This window comes from Priestia sp. ST2, assembly GCF_055810735.1.
On sequence record NZ_JBVVNT010000002.1, the window covers coordinates 238,507 to 258,573 of the forward strand.

The following is a 20,067-nucleotide window of genomic DNA, read 5'->3' on the forward strand; positions in this document are numbered from 1 at the left end:
GTTTACACAAAAGTGTGTCAGGTTTGATAACATAGTTAGTGAAATATTCAAAAAACTGTTTTATGATAATCACCATATTCAAACGAGATAAGGGATTGATAGCATGCTACAGAAATGGATAACGAGCATAGGTTTAGATATCGGAACAAGCACAACAAAACTGATTGTAAGCAAGCTGTTAATAGCAAATCAACAAAATCAGTTTACGCTGCCAGGCTGTCAAATTATTGATCGTCGCGTAACGTATGTAAGTTCTATCTATACCACCCCTATGCTAAACGATGTTGAAATCGATGTTCAAAGATTAACGGTACTACTAGAACAAGAGTATAAGAACGCAGGAATCTCCTTAGATCAAGTGGAGGCAGGTGCTGTGATCATCACAGGAGAAACGGCCAGAAAGCAAAATGCAGAAAGTATCGTTCACTATCTAGCCGAACATGCTGGGGATTTTGTTGTTGCAACAGCCGGCGCTGACTTAGAGGGAATATTAGCAGCAAAAGGATCGGGAGCAATAGAGCGTTCTGCTGAAACAAATGCAGTAATTGCCAATATTGATGTAGGAGGAGGCACTGCTAACATCGCTTTATGTCAAAATGGAAAAGTGATAGAAACGTTTACACTGCATGTAGGCGGGAGATTAATTCGACTAAATGAAGACGGTCTTGTTACCTACGTTTCGTCTCATTTAACTGAATTTTTGAAAAATAATTCTTTGACACTGCGAGAAGGTGAAAAAGCAGCATTTGAAAAGCTCTCGTCTATCTGTCAATTACTAGCTGAAGAAACCGTGAATTATGTAAAAGCGCTGAATCAAAATTCCTCGCTGCTCGTTTCTCCTCATACAAGATCTTCTATACATCCTGAAACGATCATGGTTTCAGGAGGAGTAGGAGCAATGATGGAGAAGCAAAAGCCAATAACAGTGAAGGAAGTGGCCATACACGGAGACGTTGGTCCGCTTCTAGCATATCATTTTCAATCCATCCAAGTATCTCAATCCGCTGAGACAACGCGCGCTACTGTAATTGGGGCTGGTATGCAAAATACAGAAGTTAGCGGATCAACCGTATATATTGGGTCGAAGCGGCTGCCGTTAAAAAATATCCCGATTGTAGAGATACCCGTTCAGCAAGAAGAGACGTGGAATCCGCAGCTGTTTCAAGAAAGAGTTGGAGCGGCATGTATGCAGGCTTCAACTATTTTCAGCGCAGAAGACCCCCCTGCTGCTATTGCTTTATCTCATTTTCCTTACTGCAGCTATAAGATGCTTCAAGAATTAGCAAAAATAATAAGCGATGAATTTATTGCTTGTTTTAAGGGAGCTAAGTGCCTCGTTGTTCTATGCGAACAAGATATTGCAAAAGCTTTAGGACAAGCACTAGCTAAACAGAGGAAAGAGTTAGAAATTATTTGTTTAGATCAAATTGATTTTACACACGGAGATTACATCGATCTAGGGTTACCAGTAGCCGGAGAAGCGATCTCCGTTTCCGTTAAAACGCTCGCTTTTTCATCATAATCAGCTGAACACACAAGGAGGAAACGATGTTTAAAACTACACGAATGTTAGGAGAAACATTTTCATTTTATAGCTTAAAAGAAATCATGGCCAAAGCAAACGAAGAGCGTTCTGGAGATCAGCTCGCAGGAGTTAGCGCTGAGTCAATGAAAGAACGAATGTCAGCAAAGCAAGTTCTAGCTGATATCACACTTGCTGATATGCGAAATTACCCGCTGCTCAGCGCAGATGAAGACAACGTCTCGGCATTAATCGAAAGTCAGATTGATTCATCTGTTTACGACATTATTAAAAATTGGACAGTAGGGGATTTAAGAGAATACATTTTATCCGATCAGCATAGCGGAGAAGACCTTCTTGCACTTAGCAAAGGATTAAGCAGCGAAATGATTGCGGCAGCTACTAAAATTATGTCCAATTTAGATTTAATTCAAGGAGCTGCCAAGATAGAAGTGCAAACTACTTGTCAAACGACTATCGGCCAAAAAGGAGTATTGGCTTCTCGGGCCCAGCCTAATCATCCTTCAGATAACTTAAAGGGAATGAGAGCATCTCTATACGAAGCGTTAAGCTATGGAATTGGAGATGCGGTTATCGGAATTAACCCTGTTATTGATACAACGGATAATATTTACGCGCTTTTAAATGAAACAAAAAATATAATCAACGAATGGTCAATTCCTACTCAAAACTGTGTATTATCACACGTAACGAGTCAAATGAGAGCAATTGAAAAAGGAGCATCAGCAGACTTGATTTTTCAAAGTTTAGCAGGTACAGAAGCTGGTAATGATTCATTTGGAATTTCACTGTCTATGCTTGATGAAGCGACAGCGCTAATTCATGAAAAAGGAACGGCAAAAGGTCCAAACCGCTGGTATTTTGAAACAGGACAAGGTTCTGAACTGTCAGCAGAAGCTCACTATAACATTGATCAAGTAACGCTCGAAGCTAGATGCTACGGCTTAGCTCGTCACTACAAGCCTTTCTTAGTTAATACAGTTGTTGGATTTATTGGACCTGAATACTTATATAACAGCAAACAAGTTCTACGAGCTGGGTTAGAAGATCATTTCATGGGTAAAATGCACGGCCTGCCTATGGGAGTAGACGTATGTTACACCAACCACATGGATGCTGATCAAAATGATATGGATAATTTAAGTATGCTTCTGGGAACAGCTGGAGTAAACTTTGTCATAGGAGTGCCCATGACTGATGACTGCATGCTAAACTACCAGTCTCTTAGTTATCATGACATCGCAACGGTGCGTAACGTGTTAGGCCGCACCCCAACGCCGTTATTTGAAAAGTGGCTTGAAGAACAGCGTATTATGGAAAACGGACGCTTTACATCAAGAGCTGGAGACCCAACTATTTTTATGAATTTGATTTAAGGAAGGTGCTTACTATGATACCAAAGTCAAATCGCGATCCGCTTGAAACACTTAAACAATTTACCCCTGCCCGCATAGGTGTCGGCCGTACAGGAACAAGACCGCTAACAAAAGACGTTTTATCTTTTCGCACGGATCACGCTGCAGCTGTAGACTCTGTATATGGAGTAGTTTCAGAAGATATTTTAGCCGAGTTTAACCTTTTCTCTGTGAATACACGTGTGGAGTCAAAAGAACATTATTTAAAACGGCCGGATCAAGGAAGGTTATTAGCAGATAACGCTAAGAAAGAAATTTTTAAAAACTGCGTGCAGCGGCCTGATGTACAAGTCGTAGTCTCGGATGGACTGAGCGCCAAGGCAATTGAAGAAAACATAAGCGACGTCTATCCAGCTTTAATTGACTCCCTGCAGTCATATGGACTTCATATCGGGACTTCATTTTTTGTAAAAGGGGGACGGGTTGCGTGTATGGATGAAGTTGGCGAGATCATAAAGCCAAAAGCACTTGTGCTATTGATTGGAGAGCGACCTGGACTGGTCAGTGCTGAATCAATGAGTGCTTACATGTGCTATGAACCTAGCAAAGGCAAAAAAGAGTCTGATCGTATGGTCATTTCTAATATTCATAAAAGAGGGACGCCTCCTATTGAGGCAGCCGCACATATCGGTACCATGATTGACAAAATGATCAAGCAGCAAACAAGCGGTGTACATCTTATTGTCTAAACATCAAAAGGAGGAGAACGTATGGCGTTACAAAAACAATTGAAACCCATTCATTTATGGGCTATTTCAGTGGGCATGGTTATTTCAGGACAATACTTTGGGTGGAATTACGGGTTTGAACAAGGCGGGATTATTGGGCTTGCACTTGCAACCTTAATTGTAACTGTGTTTTACACAACGTTTATGTTCAGTTATGCAGAGCTTTCAACATCAATCCCGCAAGCCGGTGGACCTTCAGCTTATGCAAGAAGAGCACTTGGACCTTTTGGGGGATATATCGCAGGAATTGCCTGCTTGCTTGAATTTATTTTTGCTCCTCCTGCTATTGCAGTGTCAACAGGAGCATACCTGCATTTTCTCATTCCAGCCGTTAACCCTGTATACGCAACGGTAGGTGCCTTTATTTTCTTTGTTTTATTAAATTTAATCGGGGTAAAAGAAGTAGCGGTGATTGAGCTTACAGCTACCATTGTTGCACTAATTGGTTTATCTATTTTTTATGTAGCTGGTTTGCCTCATGTACAAACATCAAATATTTTTAATGATCATTCATTTATTAACGGGCCAACAGGGGTACTAGCAGCTATTCCATTCGCTGTTTGGTTCTATCTGGCAATAGAAGGTGGAGCAATGGCAGCGGAAGAAGTGGAAAATCCTAAGAAAAACATTCCTAAAGGATTTATTGGAGCGATTATTACTCTAGCAACCGCAACGTTGTTTACACTATTTGTAACAGCAGGACTTGGCGGAGGAAGCGGGAAGCTAGCCGATTATCCACTTCCGCAGGCGCTGTCTTCTGTATACGGAAACGGCATTTCAACCGTTGTTGCTATTATCGGGCTATTCGGCTTGATTGCTAGCTTAAATGGAATCATCATGGGATTTTCAAGACAAACCTATGCGCTTGCACGAGATGGTTACTTCCCTAAATTTCTTGCTAAAACGAATAAAAAAGGAGTTCCTGTCGGCGGTTTGTTGATTCCGGGAGCAATCGGCGTGATTTGTGCAGGATCTGCAACGTTTGCCAATGCACTTATTATCTTATCCGTGTTCGGAGCAATGATGATGTACTGCATCAGTTTAGTTTCTCTTTTCATTTTACGCAAAAAAGAACCTAACCTGTCCCGTCCTTTTAAAGTGAACTACCCGGTCGTGCCAAGTATTGCCTTAGTATTAGGGATTCTGTGCTTGTACAGCATCATAAAATACAGTGTTCTTACAACAAATTTAATGCTGTTTGGCGTTTCTCTACCTTTAATTTATGTGATTCTTGGAATTTTCCTTCTTTCAATTATTTACTATGTCTTTTATGGCTCTAGACAGCTCAAAAAAGAAGCAGCCAATTCATATCAAGAAGCATCCATTAAATAGGAAGGAAAACGGCTCGCTGTAAAGGCAAGCCGTTTTTCTTGCGAAATTAAAGGGTTGAGCGTTTTTTTGTAGAATGATATACTAGGTCTGTTTGTTGGAAGAATATACATACATTTATATTAGATAAAGAAGGGGCAATTATGATGAACAAACGTAATACAATCATTATCACGGTTGTTTCATCTATTCTGTTATCAGCCTGTCAGCAAGAAGAAACATTAAAAGACGGAAATACAATGATAGTAGAAAAAGATGCAAAAAAAGTACTAAACGAACCAAAAACACAGGTAGAAAGCATTCAATCGATTGATTTAAATAAAGAAGCAATGAGCGGGAAATTTATTACAGCCTGGATGACTGATTACTTTTCAGCGTTTGGAAAGGCAGTGGATCAAAACTCTTTTGATGATTTAAAAGCTTTTTTGAAAGCTGACAGTTCTTTTTATAAAGAGCAAAACCTTCTTGTTGAAAATTTCACACGCCAAGGCATCGAGCAGAAGAAGCAAACGTTTCATATTGTCAATTGGTATGAAGAACCTAACCATGTATTCAAAATACAAACCCACGAGGAAAGCTTATTAAAACAGCCGGGTAAAGATCCTTATACTAAAATTTGTGACCGCCTTTATACAGCCGTTTATCAAAACGATACGTTAAAGTTATCGAATGTAGAACCATTTGACTTTTCATCTAAACCAAATGCAAGCACTGAAACTCCCACTACACAAACAACAGATTTACACGACTACGATGGAAAATGGACCACTGGCAATGATAACGGATCTCCTATCATTCAATTTCTTGCTACATCAAACTCGGAAGCAACGATTAAAATAAATTCGTACCAGCCACCTAGCAAAATCCGCGTGTCAACCGTTGAACAAAAAAATATTCGTTTTGAAAATAACCAAGCAGCCATTGAATATGAAAATGATGGACAAGGAAATAAAGGAACCATTGTCATTACGCTTAAAGAAAACTCCATTTCATTACTTGCTAAAACAGATCAAAATAAAAAGGCAAAGTGGGGAATTCCAAGCGGTGATTACGTGCTCGATACGTTTGAGAATTAAAGATCATTTTAAAAACAGACTAAATTCGGCATTGAGGAGGACACCTTATGCATAAAAAATGGACGATTGCATTCGTTCTACTGCTGCTAATGGTTTTGACAGCCTGTGAAGAAAAAGAAACAGTTAAGTTATCCAAACCAACCGAACCTTCCTCAGATGAAGTGATCCCAAAAGATCAAGCTAAGTCATCTCTTCCGCCTGATCTTGTATCAGAAAAAAAAGCAGAAAAAACTGCGGTTGAGACGATGAACAAAATTTCAAGTACCTATAAAGAATTAGGCGAAGAGTACGAATGGGAAAATGAATCTAACCCTGCTGATTATGAAACGCTAAAAAAAGCGTTAACGCCATACGCAACTTCATCTTTAATTGCAACAAAGCTAAAAAGTATTTCTACTAATTATTACTGCAAAGAATGCAATATGAGCTTTTTTCCTGATGTAACTCATCTGATTCGATTTGAACTTATTAACAATCACGCTGGGCAATTTTCGGTCTCGGCTATTGAGCCAATTAGTAAAGAAGGAAGCGGCGGACTGACCATTTACATGAATTTTAAATACGTTAATAAGCACTGGAAATTAAACGAATGGGATGAAGTTACCTATCATCAAAAATACCTCAACATTACGGCCGATGAATATATCAAATACGTAAAGTCAATTAATCCTTCTAGTGATATTTCATATCAAGGTGAATCTACCCGCACAAATGAAAAAGGCGAAAAGGAAGAAATCTTGGTTTTCAAAGAGAATAATAAAACGTATGCCATCAGCAAAAACAGTTCTCAGCGAATCGACGATTTTAAAGAAGGTGAAAAAGAAAAAGAAGAGAAGGAAGAAAAAGATTTTAATTTAAAAAACATCCAAAAAGTTGATCAAGAAACAGCGGATATTTTCATTGAACATTATTTACGAGATTTAACAAAGTCCATTAACACGAATAAATTTGAACACGTACAGCCTTATATCCAGCGGGATAGTGTTTTGTGGAATGATCAAAAGCAGCTTGTGAAAATGCTGTACGAAAGAGACATTCGAGAAGAACTCGTTGATTATTCGGTATTAGACGTGGAATCTGTGAGTGAAGAAGAGAACGAAGCGGTCTATACAATCCAAACGAAAGAAGTCATTTCAATTACAACGAACGGTCAAAGTCAGGAAAAAGAGTATTATCGAACCTATACCGTTTCCTATAGCAATAAACAGCTGCACCTGACTAAAATTGAATCACTTTAAAAAACATCACGCAGAGCGTGATGTTTTTTATTTACAGGTAAGTTCGCAGGATATTAAGACAATTCTTTCCGATCATCTGCTCTTGGCAGTTTTTCGATCCATCCTTTTTTGATCATTATTCGGCCAAAAGAAGAGATGGTTTTTAAATCCCTTAAAATAGAAGCATCACAATGTCCGGCTACGTCTATTCTCATACTAGTTATCATAGCTGCAGCATAATATGTAGTAGCTAAATGAAACAAAAATCCCGCATGAAATACCATTAGTTTATCAGAAAAAGGGGCTATGTCAGAATTTGTAATTTCAGCATCCATCAAGCGTGGAGACTGCAAGTTTTCTTGTTGAAGTAAGGAAGAAAAAATGTTTATGTTCTTACTGGCTGTGTGCAAACATTCCTCCATAAAGCTATGGATATCTTTATCTTTTGTTACCTGTTTGAAACCATTTACAAGCGCTTTAGCTGCCACGCTCTTTTTTAAATTAAAGTAAATGTTTCCAGCTTCCATTGAATTTAGCTGCCTTTTATCTCCGAATAGGTCCATAACATATCCCCATTCTGTAATCGAGTGACCTCTTTCTGTTTTAGAAAAGTAGGGAGATCGTTGATAAATACCTTTCGATATAAGAATTTCAATAGATTTATTATAAAGGTCCATCGCATCAATATTACATTGATAATAATGGTCACGTATATCTTTGCGTGCTGAAACACTAAAAGATATACTATATCCAGCCAACCCGTGCATGGTCATTTCGTGTATATACACTAACCAAAAGGTGTCCGTAAACAAAGGGGGAGCATCTAGATTTACATCTTTATCAGTAAAGCCAATGGGCAAATCTAATTTTTCAGCTTTAAAAATATCTCTAAGTACGCGCAAATGTTTTTCAGCCAGTTCTAAAGTAAATTCAAAAAGAGAATAAACCTCAGAATCTTTAACCTTTGCTAACACATATTTACTAATACAAACAGACATGGTGTCTTGGATGTATTGTGCCCATAAACTTGTAATTTCTGATGACGTCAATCTATTTTTCTGATTATCCAAATTCGGTACCTCCAATTATTACTTAAACTCCTACTAGTGTTCCCAAAACATTGCTGTCTAACACAATCAAAATCCTTTATCTAACTAACGCAAGATAACTCTTTCTTATCAAGCGTTCATATGATAAAGTAGAGAAATAAGCAGAAAATAGAATTTATTTTACATATAATGGATGTTTTTATTAAAATCTTTAAAAACCGGCTTTTTAAATTAGGTTTTGAGAGGTTTTTAAAAATTTTTAATGGTATTTGTTGCGAATTGATAAAAAATCGTTATATTCCATTCTGGATCACTTGAAAGGGGTACCTTTGTTTTTAATCATTAGGAGGGGTAAAATGGAAGAATTTGAATTGTCGCCTGTGAAAAATTCGTTTCGCCAGCTAAAAGAGCAGTGGGAAGAGGCAGAGCTGTTAGATGAAGATAACAATTTGAATTTGAAGCACGTTTCAGATGAAGAGTTTATTCAGCTCTTTTTTTCAATGCGTATTATCAAAAAATCACTTTCTCCTCATACGATCAGATCTTACAATCAAGACATGAAAACGATTCTGTCTTTTTTCTACGAACGAGAGATTACATTAAAATCGATTGGATTTATGGAAGTCAAATTATTTAATGAAGAAATGATGAATCAATATGCCAATCGCACCGCTGCAAGAAAGCTAGAATTTTTTAGAAGAATGCTAGAGTTTGGACACGCTACTCATTTTTATCCTTCGCTGTATACAACGTGGATTGAAAAACCATCTATTGCAAAAGGACATTACAGCGACAAGGAAAAACAAAATCGCACCGAGTACCGAGAGCTAACCGACCGCGAAGCCCAGGTGATTGTAAATACATTAGAATCAGTCGTGCGCATTCGTCAGTATGAAAAGGAATTCAAAGCGCGCAATCGCTTAATGGGAATGCTTTTGTATATGAGTGGAATGCGTTCAAGTGAACTGCTGAGTTTAAATTGGGGAAGCTTCCGGGAAGACCGCCGCGGAAATTTGGTTGTAGATGTGATTGGTAAAGGAAAAAAAGAACGAACGATTCCCATGTTTGATGATGTGAAAGAAACGCTTTTCACTTACCGGCAAGCGTTAAATGAAAGCACTGAACTAAGTCCTTTTGACACCGAACCGCTTTTTTACTCCATTAAAGAGTACTATCGTACCGGCGAAAAGAAGCGATTATCCTATACAACGTTGTATCGAACGATTAAATCAGCTGTTTATAAAGTAAAAGGAAACGCGTCTATTTCTCCTCATTGGTTTCGTCATACCTTTATTACAAACAGTTTAGCTAATGACGTTCCGCTTGCGGTTGTGAAGCAAGTAGTTGGGCATTCTTCTATTGCTACAACGAACGTTTATCTTGAAAAACTTCAAGAAGATACGGTATACGACGCGTTTCGAAAATCGGGGTATCGCTAATTACCTATAATATTTTTATGTAAACTAAAAAACATATATTTTCATTTTTACTGCTTATGCGTATGAAATAAGTTGTATAAATGAATAAGTTACTTTTCCTACAATATAATGGTAGAAAGTCGATAAAGGAGGGAGCTATCTATGACGGCTAAACATCCGCTTCACTACCATTTCGGAGAAGTAACGGAGCTTTTTCATTACATATACGAAGTTTGTCAAACAGCAGGTATTTATATTGACTGGAGCGGAACAGCCCAAACCGTTCAGCTATATCGAAGCAAAGAATCTTTTTTATCCGGAGAACGCTACATCGGAGCGATTCAGTATGAGGGAAGCAATCAGTTTCAAAAAAGATGGCCTTCTACCGTCAGTTTGAGGTTTCGACGTGCGAACTTGTCGTTTATTTTAAAATATTGTTTAGAACAAATTGAAGACTACCGCAAAGACACGAACAAAGAACCCTTCATTAATCCAAATGCAGAATCCATCGCGTTTAAATTCACCTCTTTAACAGATGAAACCAAACAAGTGATTTCAAAAATCAAAGAAGTGCTATGCATCGCCAACTACGTGTAAAACCCCGCAGAATGTTAGCTGTGGGGTTTTGGGTATTTAACGCAGGTCTTCTGCGTCTTGAAGCAATTGTTCGGCGCGGTATTCAAGTTTTTGTAAAGTTTCGGTATAAATTTTCACCTGCTGCTCGTTTAATTCGGACGTTAATTCGAAAAATACCTGCTCCACAGCAGGCGTTACTTCTGTTTTTAAACGCAGGCCATCTTCTGTTATTTGAATAAAAAACGAGCGGCGATCTTCTGGATTTCTGATACGCTGAATCCAATTTTGTTTTTCTAGTAAATCTAAAATTTTAGTCAGCGTCGCTTGATCTTTATCCGCTCGTTCAGCTAATTGTTTCTGCGTACTATATTCAGCTTCTGATACGCGTTTTAAAACGGTCCACTGTTCTGGTGTAATCCCAAAAGGGCGCAAGCGTGCGGCAACTACTCTGCTTAAGCGCTTACTTGTACGAACGGTGGGAATGCCGAACATTTCTTCTAACGATTCCATATAAAACCTCCTGCATACATACATGCTGTGATTATATCAGCTGTTTTTATTTCTGTAAATTTGTTTGTAAAGAGGACGCTTGATAAAAATAAATTTACAGAATAAATCGCAAATACACTAGACTTATTGTGTGTATCCTTGTAATCTAGTGTAAGAATAGTTAAACTTTTTCAAAAACAGTAGGGGGTACACACATCCATGATTAAAGCGGTATTTTTCGACTTAGATGACACGCTACTTTGGGACCAAAAAAGCGTAAAAGAAGCATTCGTTGCGACATGTACATATGCAAGTGAGAAATATAATTTAAAACCTGAAGAACTAGAAGAAGCGGTGCGTAAGGAAGCAAGAGAATTATATGCTTCGTATGAAACCTATGAGTTTACGCAAATGATTGGCATTAATCCATTTGAAGGATTATGGGGAAATTTTTTAGACGATCATGATGAATTCCGCAAAATGAAAGATATTGTTCCTACTTATCGCAAAGAAGCTTGGACTCGAGGCCTTCGTGCTCTCGGAATTCACGATGATGCTTTTGGAGCAGAGCTAGCTGAACGTTTTCCACTAGAGCGCCGCAAAACACCGTTTGTATACGAAGAAACGTTTGAAGTGCTTGATCAATTAAAAGGAAAGTACAAGTTGCTGCTGTTAACAAACGGTTCACCTGACTTACAAAATACCAAATTGGATATTACATCAGAACTAGTTCCATATTTTGATGAGATTGTGATTTCAGGTGCATTTGGCCGTGGTAAACCTGATCCATCTATTTTCGACCATGCTTTATCACTTATGGATTTAAAGAAAGATGAAGCCATTATGGTTGGAGATAATTTAATGACAGATATACTGGGTTCTTCTCGCGTTGGAATGAAATCTGTATGGATTAATCGTCACGATAAAGAGCGAAATGAAGTCATTCCTACTTATGAAATTACCCATTTAAGTGAACTGCATTCAATTTTAGATGAACTAAATTCATAATACGAACAAACAAAAAAGAGGCGGAAATCGTCTCTTTTTTATTATAAAATAAGCACAGCAGTCTTTGCAGGTCCTATATCCGTTCCAAATCTCACTGATTTCATTCACATTGTACCAATCTTATCCTTGATTACCAGATAAATACCATGTAGCATAGTATATAGACTAGTCATTGGAGGAATAACATGAAGAAAATAGTTACCAGAAGCCTTGTAGCGGCTGTTTTGTTCACAGGTCTCACCGCTTGTGAAGACAAACAAGGCGATACTCACGTCACTTACAAAAACCCTCAACCTAAACATGCCCCGGGAGCAGACACCATTTCAGCAACAGATGAAACGATGGCCCCTGTAAGTCGGGTAGCTCAAGAAGATGAAACCGATGATCGATTAGCATTTGGAGAACGATCAAAACTCGGTCAATATTATGTGTCCACAACGGATGCGCAATTTTATCCTGTTAAAGGAGCTAAACAAGTAAACACCCAGTACATTGTCGTATCCGTTCAGTTTCAGCGAACACCTAATGAACATTCGACTGTAGTATTAAACGACACAACGTTTACATTACAAGACACAGCAACTTATCAAACCTACGAACCGTCTGATGGAGGAAATTTATCGACAGAAACCCCGCACACCCTGTGGACAGCTTTTTCATCACCGTTACTATCTGACGATGAACCACTTAACCTCGATGTTGCATTTAAAATTCCAAAAAAGTCCAACCATACGTATAACCTATTAATTACACAGCAATCAGAACGAGCGGATGTGTTTAAGTTTGAAGAAGCCAAACAAGATTATTAATTACATATAGAAAAAAACGCCTGTCTTTTGTTTTATAGAAAAAGAAGACGTTTTTTGTAAAACCATCTTGTTTCTCATAGAAAGAGCAAACGATAGACACAAAAAGAAAAAGAGAATAGACATAAAGCGCGTTAGTGTAGTCAAGTTCAAAAAGAACGTGTATCATTGTAACTGCTGGTAACAAAAGATAGAGACATAAAATATAAATAAAAAAGCTATGAGAAAGGACAAGGTGCGTACATCACGTTAAAGACATATGAATCATAAACATACAAAAACAACTACTGAATTTAGTAATAAAAAAATAAACATGCATTTAAATAGAAAGCTATCAGCCGCTATTATAGCTGCGTTTCTTTTCACTTTACTTTTTTGTTTTATGCCAGGTATAAAAGAGTCAATTCCCAATTTTTCTATTAAAAAAACCAGTCCGCATTTCGTTGATTTATTTCCTTTATACCTTTTATTTTTTACACCCTTCTTTTTAATAATGGGGACGTTAGGCACGGTGATCGTTGATTTATTAGTCAGTGCGTTTGTAAAAGACCGTAGTAAAAAAATTGATTTTATCATGTCATTCATATTCCACGCCATTTTTGGGTTGTTAATGTTTGAATTCGGAATGATGGGCGTCATTCTTATTTTTATTGTTGATCGTATTCTTTCAATCCGTAAAAAAAACTACTCTTATTTATATCCACTGGGTTGCTTAGTACTGTCGGCCATTATTGGAAGTCTCGTCTATTTCATTTTTACTATTGTTTAATAAAAAAATAACAAAAAAGAGACCTGATTGTTAGACTATATCTAACTTTTTAGGGTCTCTTTTTTGTTTTTTCTTGAAAGTTTGATTTATTTACTATGCGAACGTTTGGTAAATCAAAAAGATATTTAAACAAATGACTAATGCCGCTATCACCCAAGCTACAGCCGTCGTAGCTTTATGATTAACCAATCCGCCCATGATTTTTTTGTTGCTTGTAAACATGATAAGAGGAACGAGCGCAAATGCAATTCCGAACGATAAAATAACTTGACTGACAACTAGTGCACTTGTTGGATTTACGCCAAACCCAATAATCAAAAGCGGCGGAATAATTGTAATGAACCGGCGAAGATATAAAGGAATTCTGCGTTTAATAAATCCTTGCATGATGACATCTCCAGACATTGTTCCGACCGAAGAACTTGAAAGTCCTGAAGATAATAATCCAACTCCGAAAGCAATAGCTGCAAAGGGACCAATTAAATGTTCAAATTGTGTAAAAGCCACGTCCAAATCTTGCACGTTTAGTCCGTTTTTAAAGAATAGAGCGGCTGCGACAATCAGCATGCTTGCATTAATTGCACCAGCGATAATCATGGCAATCACAATATCAATAAATTCAAAGCGGAAAATCGCTTTTTTCTCCGATTCTGTAGTTCCTACCACGCGGCGCTGCGTAAGAGCTGAGTGCAAATAAATTGCGTGTGGCATAACTGTAGCACCTAAAATCCCAGAAGCTAACAGCACGCTGTCTGTCCCGTGAAACTGAGGGACAAATAAGCCGTGGACAACACTTGCACCGTCTGGATGCGCAAGAAACATTTGAGTCCCAAAAGCTAATACCACAATAAAAACCATCGCCGCAATCGCTGCTTCTAGCAGTCGAACACCTCGTCTTTGTAACTCTAAAATAGCAAAAGAGCCTACCGCTGCGATAAGTGCAGCTGGGAACAAAGGAATATGAAATAATAAATAAATTCCAAGAGCAGCCCCAATAAATTCTGCTAAATCCGTCGCCATAATGACCAATTCTCCTTGGATCCAAAGCCCAAAAGAAACGAAGGACGGGAAGTGTTCCTGTGCTATCTCGGGTAAATTCAAGCCCGTTGCAATCCCTAATTTAGCCGATAACGATTGAATTAAGACAGCCATTAAGTTAGAAATTAATACAACCCAAAGCAGCATGTATCCGTATTGAGAGCCTGCTGCAATGTTAGTAGCAAAATTACCTGGGTCAATATAAGCAACCGCTGCGATAAAAGCAGGCCCTAAGAAAGGCAATAATCGCTTAATTCCTTTTGTTTTACCCGACAATACGTCTTGAGCACTTAGCTGCATAGCCGATAATGCTTTACTGCCGTTTTGATCTTTCATGTCTAGTGCTCCTTTCTTTGATGAACAATAAATAGCCCAAGCTAATTTTTTTATATGAAGTATAAAATGTTTCCTTAATGCAAATTATATGCTAGCAAAGGTTCTTTTGACAATAAAAAAGTTCAGCAAAAAATATAGATCATCTTCAGCTGTTTTTTATCCCGTTTGGCACAATTCTTTAAATGCACAGCCGTGACAGGAGGCAGGCGTATCTGTTTGAGGGAAATGCTCAAGCGGAAGAGGCTGATTTACCTCTGAGTCTTCCAAAAAAGTTTTCATATAATCAATACTTGTATCAACTTGCTGAAGAACAGCTTCAATTTCATGAAGAGTAAGCTGATACGTACGCGCACTGCCTGAAAGCAAGTATTCGTTTCGGACTTTTATCTGATCAACGGAAATATTATATTCGGCTAGCACGTAGAGGGCATATATCGCCAGTTGAAACAAATCATCTTTTGTTTGTTTACTTGTTTTCCAATCAACAATCGTAAATTCGTCTGTGACTGGGTTTTTAAAAAGAGAATGAAAAGGCGCATATACTTTATGATCATACACATTTATAGAACGAAACGACTGATGAGGCTCCACTTCTAAAAAAGGTGAAGATACGATTTCGCAAAACGATTTACTTTGTAAAAAGTGATGTACACAAATGTGTACCCGTTTTTGCATGTCTTTAAGATCTTTTTTAGAAATATAGCCGTTTTCGTAGAATTCTAAAAGCATCTTATACTGAGAAGGCTTATGATACCAAAGCTCTCCATAGTCAGTAGAATCACGCAGTGCGTTATTTAGTAGCTGCTGCGCTTTTTCCGTTAAGTTCTGTTCATTAGGGACAAGCTTTGTAGATGTATAGTCAGAAATGGCCTCTGTAATCACTTGACGCACGGCTTGTCCGGCGTACATAGATAAAGTGGAAACTTTTTTTAGACGATAAGCGCTCTGAGACTGAGCGGAAGCGCTGTCAAGCCATCCGTTGTGTGAGACATAATAATGATAGGCATACTTTCGTTTGCATTGTGTGACCATTTTATGTCTGGAGTACGACCATGAAAATTCAGGGAAATCAGTGATTTGAAACAAGCTATTCACATCCTTTTTCAAAAACTGCGCATAGGTTGGTCTATTAGTATATTCGTACATGAGTTAAAATAGACTGAAAATGCAGAGGGTGAATAGCTACGCATGCATATTATTTTGTGGATTCTCGCGAAATATGTATAAATAGAAAAAACTATTTAAAAATTGATTGCTTTTTTCTGTGGCGGATGTTATATTAATAAAGCGATGAGCTAATTTGTGTAAGTCGAAGGGCATGCTTTCGAGCTAAACGTGTGAATGTGGTCACACGGTCCCCGCCACAAACGCATCAAAGACGTCCTGCGTGGACGTCTTTTTCATTTTATAAAAAAGAGAGCGCTATCGCTCTCTTTTTTTTGTGGGATTATTTTCCGAAAAAGTTAAGGGCTGTTATTTGAATGCTTTCACTATGTTTTTAATACTTCTTTTTTATTCCACACATCGTTTCCTGCTTGCAACAAGAGTTTTCTTATCCGATTTTCTCGACCAAACGTAAATATATAAAAACTTACTGTATTTGCACATTTGCCGCATATTGCATTGTTCCTCTTGTAGAGTTGATCGCAATATCCACAACGTACAAACCTTGATTTTTAGGAACCTTAAATTCATTATTTTTGACAAACAGCTTGGTTTTTTCACCGTTATCTCTCCATATATGCACACTCACACTACGAATATAAGCACCGTCTAAGTTCGAAAAATGGAGCTTAACCAATTGTTGCTGCTTCAATGGGATACTTTTTTGCTGAGATATGTATGTATATAAATCATATACATTTATTTCTTTTTTTGTTGTTGAACGGCCGTTTGACCAGTTAATAGAACCTTTGTGAAGGTGATAGGTATGTTCGTTCACCGCAAGCGCAGCTTCAGGTTTGTTTTGATCGTATTCTTCCTCTAGAAAGAAAGCGCTGTTCTTAAGTAAAAGTAAGAAGAACACTATAACAGCTCCTAGACCGCTTAAGACATATACACCACATTTTGCGGGTTGTACTTTCATAATAATTTCCTTTCACAGACCAATAATTAAGGAGGATATGTACATAAAATTTCCACTTTTTCTATTTTAAACGATTACAAGTAAAATTACATTTATTGCTTTCTTTCTTCATAAAAAACAGGATAATAGTCATGTGTTTTCTACAAAAGGTCTCCTTAGATCCAATTCAAACCCATATAAAAGGAAGGTAATTGGAAATTAAAGAGGGAATCTAAAAAATTTACAGAAGTTGATAAGTGATTTAAAATTATACAGAGGAAAAAAGCATTTCAAAAAAAGGGAGATTAGTAGGTTTTTTGTTCTACTTCCGCTTCTTAAAAAATCGTATTTTTCGTAAGAAACTGTAAAGCTATATTTTATAATGGTGAACCAATACATATACAAACAAAAGGGACACACAAAAAGGGGGATCAGCATGCAAATTAGAGAACTAGAATTACATGATGCTGCAAACTTTGTAGATTTGCTTAAACAGATTGAAGAAGAAAGTAAGTTTATGCTGTTTGAAAGCGGAGAGCGAAAGCTGAGCACGGATCAACAGGAGAAAAACATCGAAATCTTTAAGCAACAGCCAAACTCTACGATTATTGTGGCAGAAGAAAACGAGATGCTTGTGGGATATATAGCTGCAACAGGGGGCGAGGCTAACCGAAACGCTCACATCGCTTCTTTGACATTAGGTATTCGAAAGACGTTTCAAAATCAAGGGATTGGGACGGCTTTGATCGGTGCACTTGAAGAATGGGCGAGAGAACACCATATTCATCGTCTTGAACTGACAGTCGCTATACAGCATGAAAAGGCTCTTTCTTTATATGATAAAGTAGGATTCAAAATTGAAGGAACAAAAAAACATTCACTGCGAATTGGCGGTTTGTTCATTGATGAGTACTATATGTCTAAATTGCTCAACTAAAAAAGAAACGACGTTTAAAAACGCCGTTTCTTTTTTTAACTTCCTCTATAAATTTGGTATCCCCACGGTGACACAAGCAAAGGGACGTGATAATGTTCTTGTTCAGAAGACAATCCGACTCGAACAGAAACTTGATTTAAAAAGGGCGGATTTGTTGTTTGAACTTCTTGTTTTTTATAATATTCCCCAATATGAAACAGAAGTTCGTAATCTCCTGATTCAAACGCTTCAGAAGAGAAGAGCGGATTTACTAACCTCCCGTCTTCATTTGTAGTACCGTGTGCCATTTTTATTCGTTTACTTTCCGACTGAATATGATAAAAATCAACCTTGACAAAAGCAGCCGGACATCCGTGGGTAAGATCTAAAATATGCGTTGTGATTTTAGTCATGCTCGTTTCTTTGTCTCCTTATCTTCAGTGATTTTATCAGTTAAGCGAAAGAAAGCAATTTTATATACTTCTTCTAATGCTGTATCAAACTCCGTTTGCTCGGTATTTAGTAAACGACTTTGCATTGCCTCGTATATATCTTCTTTTTGTTTACCTCGTACTGCCAAAATAAAAGGAAACGGAAACTTCTCCATATACGTTCCATTAAGAGAAGAAAACTGTTCATACTCATCTTGCGTTAAGTTTTGTAAGCCTGCTTTGGTTTGTTCTTCAGTAGAAGCAGATGTCATGGCAATATTTTCACCTAGATTTGGATGAGCTTGCAGCAGCTTCAGCTGTTTTTCTACAGACGCTTGCGCTACAATTTCTTTCATCATGTCATGAAGTTGTTCAACGGAAGAGAAAGGGCCTTTAAGATAAGCCTCTTCTGCAACCCAAGGTGAATGTTCAAATATATCACCAACTAGTGAAACAAAATGCTTCTTGCTAAGCTGATTTACATACTGCACAGATACGTTATTCATACTACACCACCTTTATTTTATTTCTGAATAATCTGTCTTCTCTAAAGAGACGGAAGGTACTTTTCGTTCAATTGATGCGTTAAATGATGCGTTAAAAAAGAGATTTAATAAAATGGCAGCCAAACTTCCCGTAATAACTCCATCACTTACAATTACGCGCAAAGCACTCGGGAGCTGAGCGAATAAATCAGGTACCACCGTTACACCAAGGCCAAGTGAAAGAGAGCACGCAATAATTAGCAAATTTTCTTGTTTGGCCAAATCAACAGCACTTAGCATTTTGATGCCTGATGAAATAACTAAACCAAACAACACGACCATTGCTCCTCCTAAAACAGGGGTGGGAATAATGGTTGTAAAAGCAGCTATTTTCGGAACAAGCCCCAGTAATACGAGAATGAAGCCGGCTATTACCACTACATTTTTTGTTTTTACTTTCGATAATTGAACCAGTCCTACATTCTGAGCGAATGTATTGTAAGGGAAAGCATTAAATAGCCCTCCAAGGACAATGGCGATTCCTTCTGCACGGTAGCCTTTTGTAAAATCTTTTTCTGTTAATTCTCGATCACACAGCTTTCCTAACGCTAAAAATACGCCTGTAGACTCAATGATAATGACCAAGCATACGAGAATCATTGTTAAAATAGGGCCGATTTCAAAAGTAGGCATCCCGAAATAAAAAGGAGTGGGAATGTGCAGCCAAGAAGCTTCATTAAAATTAGTAAAATCAACTTTTCCCATTAATACAGCGGCTATTGTTCCAACTACAATTCCAATCAACACAGAAAGAGAACGAAGAAAACCGCTGAAAAATCGATTTAAAATTAAAATAAGCACTAGAACACCAAAAGAAAGAAGAAGATTAGAAAGAGAACCAAAATCTTTGCTTCCGACTCCTCCTGCCATATTTCGGACAGCGGATGGTACAAGGGATAAACCAATCATCGTCACAACCGTTCCGGTGACAACGGGAGGGAAAAATTTAATAATTTTGCCTAAAAAACTTGCTGCCAGTACGATGAAAATACCACCGGCAATAATCGCTCCGTAAACAGCACTAATTCCATATTGAGTTCCAATTGCAATCATAGGAGTCACCGCTACAAATGAGCTTCCAAGTACAACAGGAAGACCGATACCAAACCACCTGTTCGTCCATGCCTGCAGCAGCGTAGCTAGTCCGCATGTTAGTAAATCAATGGCCACAAGATAGGATAAGTCATGGGCATTTAAATTCAAGGCGCGTCCCACCATCAGCGGAACGAGAATGGCACCCGCATACATAGCAAGTACGTGCTGTAATCCCAATGAAGCTAGTCGAAACGGTCGATTTTGGTTATTCACCTAAA

General features: G+C 37.9%; 20 protein-coding genes. 12 read left to right on the plus strand and 8 right to left on the minus strand.

Annotation, left to right across the window (positions count from 1 at the left end):
- The first annotated feature begins 103 nt into the window (after positions 1-103).
- From AC0KUU_RS07635 to AC0KUU_RS07660, 6 genes are all read left to right on the plus strand, one after another.
- Positions 104-1,522, plus strand: a complete 1,419-nt coding sequence (locus AC0KUU_RS07635) for an ethanolamine ammonia-lyase reactivating factor EutA (RefSeq protein ID WP_322552087.1) — start codon at positions 104-106, stop codon at positions 1,520-1,522.
- 26 nt (positions 1,523-1,548) lie between these two features.
- Positions 1,549-2,919 (plus strand): ethanolamine ammonia-lyase subunit EutB, encoded by a 1,371-nt coding sequence (locus AC0KUU_RS07640; RefSeq protein ID WP_322552086.1) that lies wholly within the window; start codon positions 1,549-1,551, stop codon positions 2,917-2,919.
- 14 nt (positions 2,920-2,933) lie between these two features.
- Entirely contained in the window at positions 2,934-3,647 is a 714-nt protein-coding gene (gene eutC / locus AC0KUU_RS07645) for an ethanolamine ammonia-lyase subunit EutC (protein WP_322552085.1), read from the plus strand.
- 21 nt (positions 3,648-3,668) lie between these two features.
- Positions 3,669-5,018 carry an ethanolamine permease gene (gene eat, locus AC0KUU_RS07650; protein WP_237074957.1) on the plus strand — a complete coding sequence of 450 codons (1,350 nt, stop codon included), beginning with the start codon at positions 3,669-3,671 and terminating at the stop codon, positions 5,016-5,018.
- Positions 5,019-5,158: 140 nt separating this feature from the next.
- Entirely contained in the window at positions 5,159-6,091 is a 933-nt protein-coding gene (locus AC0KUU_RS07655) for a TcaA NTF2-like domain-containing protein (protein ID WP_028408365.1), read from the plus strand.
- Positions 6,092-6,138: 47 nt separating this feature from the next.
- The gene (locus AC0KUU_RS07660; protein WP_043982806.1) at positions 6,139-7,329 is read left to right on the plus strand and encodes a TcaA NTF2-like domain-containing protein; all 1,191 of its coding nucleotides are present in this window, start codon (positions 6,139-6,141) and stop codon (positions 7,327-7,329) included.
- A gap of 53 nt (positions 7,330-7,382) precedes the next feature.
- On the opposite strand, the gene AC0KUU_RS07665 is transcribed toward AC0KUU_RS07660, so the two are convergent.
- Positions 7,383-8,378, minus strand: coding sequence for a DUF3231 family protein (locus tag AC0KUU_RS07665; protein WP_322552084.1), 996 nt, complete (start codon positions 8,376-8,378; stop codon positions 7,383-7,385).
- A gap of 335 nt (positions 8,379-8,713) precedes the next feature.
- Here AC0KUU_RS07665 and AC0KUU_RS07670 point away from each other — a divergent pair, with 335 nt between their 5' ends.
- Together AC0KUU_RS07670 and AC0KUU_RS07675 are read left to right on the plus strand one after the other, a co-directional pair.
- The gene (locus tag AC0KUU_RS07670) at positions 8,714-9,796 is read left to right on the plus strand and encodes a tyrosine-type recombinase/integrase (protein WP_322552083.1); all 1,083 of its coding nucleotides are present in this window, start codon (positions 8,714-8,716) and stop codon (positions 9,794-9,796) included.
- 141 nt (positions 9,797-9,937) lie between these two features.
- On the plus strand, positions 9,938-10,372 hold the full coding sequence (locus tag AC0KUU_RS07675) for a hypothetical protein (RefSeq protein WP_043982801.1): 435 nt from the start codon (positions 9,938-9,940) through the stop codon (positions 10,370-10,372).
- A gap of 36 nt (positions 10,373-10,408) precedes the next feature.
- Here AC0KUU_RS07675 and AC0KUU_RS07680 read toward each other — a convergent pair whose 3' ends face one another.
- Positions 10,409-10,861 carry a MarR family winged helix-turn-helix transcriptional regulator gene (locus AC0KUU_RS07680; protein ID WP_025751758.1) on the minus strand — a complete coding sequence of 151 codons (453 nt, stop codon included), beginning with the start codon at positions 10,859-10,861 and terminating at the stop codon, positions 10,409-10,411.
- Between the two features lie 198 nt (positions 10,862-11,059).
- Between AC0KUU_RS07680 and AC0KUU_RS07685 the strand changes: the two genes are divergently transcribed.
- From AC0KUU_RS07685 to AC0KUU_RS07695, 3 genes are all read left to right on the plus strand, one after another.
- A complete protein-coding gene (locus tag AC0KUU_RS07685; RefSeq protein ID WP_013057222.1) occupies positions 11,060-11,848 on the plus strand; it encodes an HAD family hydrolase in 789 nt (262 codons plus the stop codon).
- Positions 11,849-12,033: 185 nt separating this feature from the next.
- Positions 12,034-12,657, plus strand: a complete 624-nt coding sequence (locus AC0KUU_RS07690) for a hypothetical protein (RefSeq protein ID WP_322552082.1) — start codon at positions 12,034-12,036, stop codon at positions 12,655-12,657.
- Positions 12,658-13,165: 508 nt separating this feature from the next.
- On the plus strand, positions 13,166-13,423 hold the full coding sequence (locus tag AC0KUU_RS07695; protein ID WP_237074954.1) for a hypothetical protein: 258 nt from the start codon (positions 13,166-13,168) through the stop codon (positions 13,421-13,423).
- Between the two features lie 93 nt (positions 13,424-13,516).
- Here AC0KUU_RS07695 and AC0KUU_RS07700 read toward each other — a convergent pair whose 3' ends face one another.
- From AC0KUU_RS07700 to AC0KUU_RS07710, 3 genes are all read right to left on the minus strand, one after another.
- Positions 13,517-14,797: an Nramp family divalent metal transporter gene (locus AC0KUU_RS07700; protein ID WP_043982798.1), complete on the minus strand. Its 1,281-nt coding sequence runs from the start codon at positions 14,795-14,797 to the stop codon at positions 13,517-13,519.
- Between the two features lie 156 nt (positions 14,798-14,953).
- Positions 14,954-15,883, minus strand: coding sequence for a PD-(D/E)XK nuclease family protein (locus AC0KUU_RS07705; protein WP_043982797.1), 930 nt, complete (start codon positions 15,881-15,883; stop codon positions 14,954-14,956).
- Between the two features lie 505 nt (positions 15,884-16,388).
- Positions 16,389-16,883 (minus strand): hypothetical protein, encoded by a 495-nt coding sequence (locus AC0KUU_RS07710; protein WP_165575089.1) that lies wholly within the window; start codon positions 16,881-16,883, stop codon positions 16,389-16,391.
- 415 nt (positions 16,884-17,298) lie between these two features.
- Here AC0KUU_RS07710 and AC0KUU_RS07715 point away from each other — a divergent pair, with 415 nt between their 5' ends.
- Positions 17,299-17,799, plus strand: coding sequence for a GNAT family N-acetyltransferase (locus tag AC0KUU_RS07715; RefSeq protein WP_043982794.1), 501 nt, complete (start codon positions 17,299-17,301; stop codon positions 17,797-17,799).
- A gap of 35 nt (positions 17,800-17,834) precedes the next feature.
- Here AC0KUU_RS07715 and uraH read toward each other — a convergent pair whose 3' ends face one another.
- From uraH to AC0KUU_RS07730, 3 genes are read right to left on the minus strand one after another with little or no spacing between them, the layout of a single operon-like run.
- The gene (uraH, locus tag AC0KUU_RS07720; RefSeq protein ID WP_043982793.1) at positions 17,835-18,191 is read right to left on the minus strand and encodes a hydroxyisourate hydrolase; all 357 of its coding nucleotides are present in this window, start codon (positions 18,189-18,191) and stop codon (positions 17,835-17,837) included.
- A complete protein-coding gene (gene uraD, locus AC0KUU_RS07725) occupies positions 18,188-18,715 on the minus strand; it encodes a 2-oxo-4-hydroxy-4-carboxy-5-ureidoimidazoline decarboxylase (RefSeq protein ID WP_043982791.1) in 528 nt (175 codons plus the stop codon). The genes uraH and uraD overlap by 4 nt, the downstream gene beginning before the upstream one ends.
- A gap of 12 nt (positions 18,716-18,727) precedes the next feature.
- Positions 18,728-20,062 (minus strand): nucleobase:cation symporter-2 family protein, encoded by a 1,335-nt coding sequence (locus AC0KUU_RS07730; RefSeq protein WP_043982790.1) that lies wholly within the window; start codon positions 20,060-20,062, stop codon positions 18,728-18,730.
- Positions 20,063-20,067 lie beyond the last annotated feature (5 nt).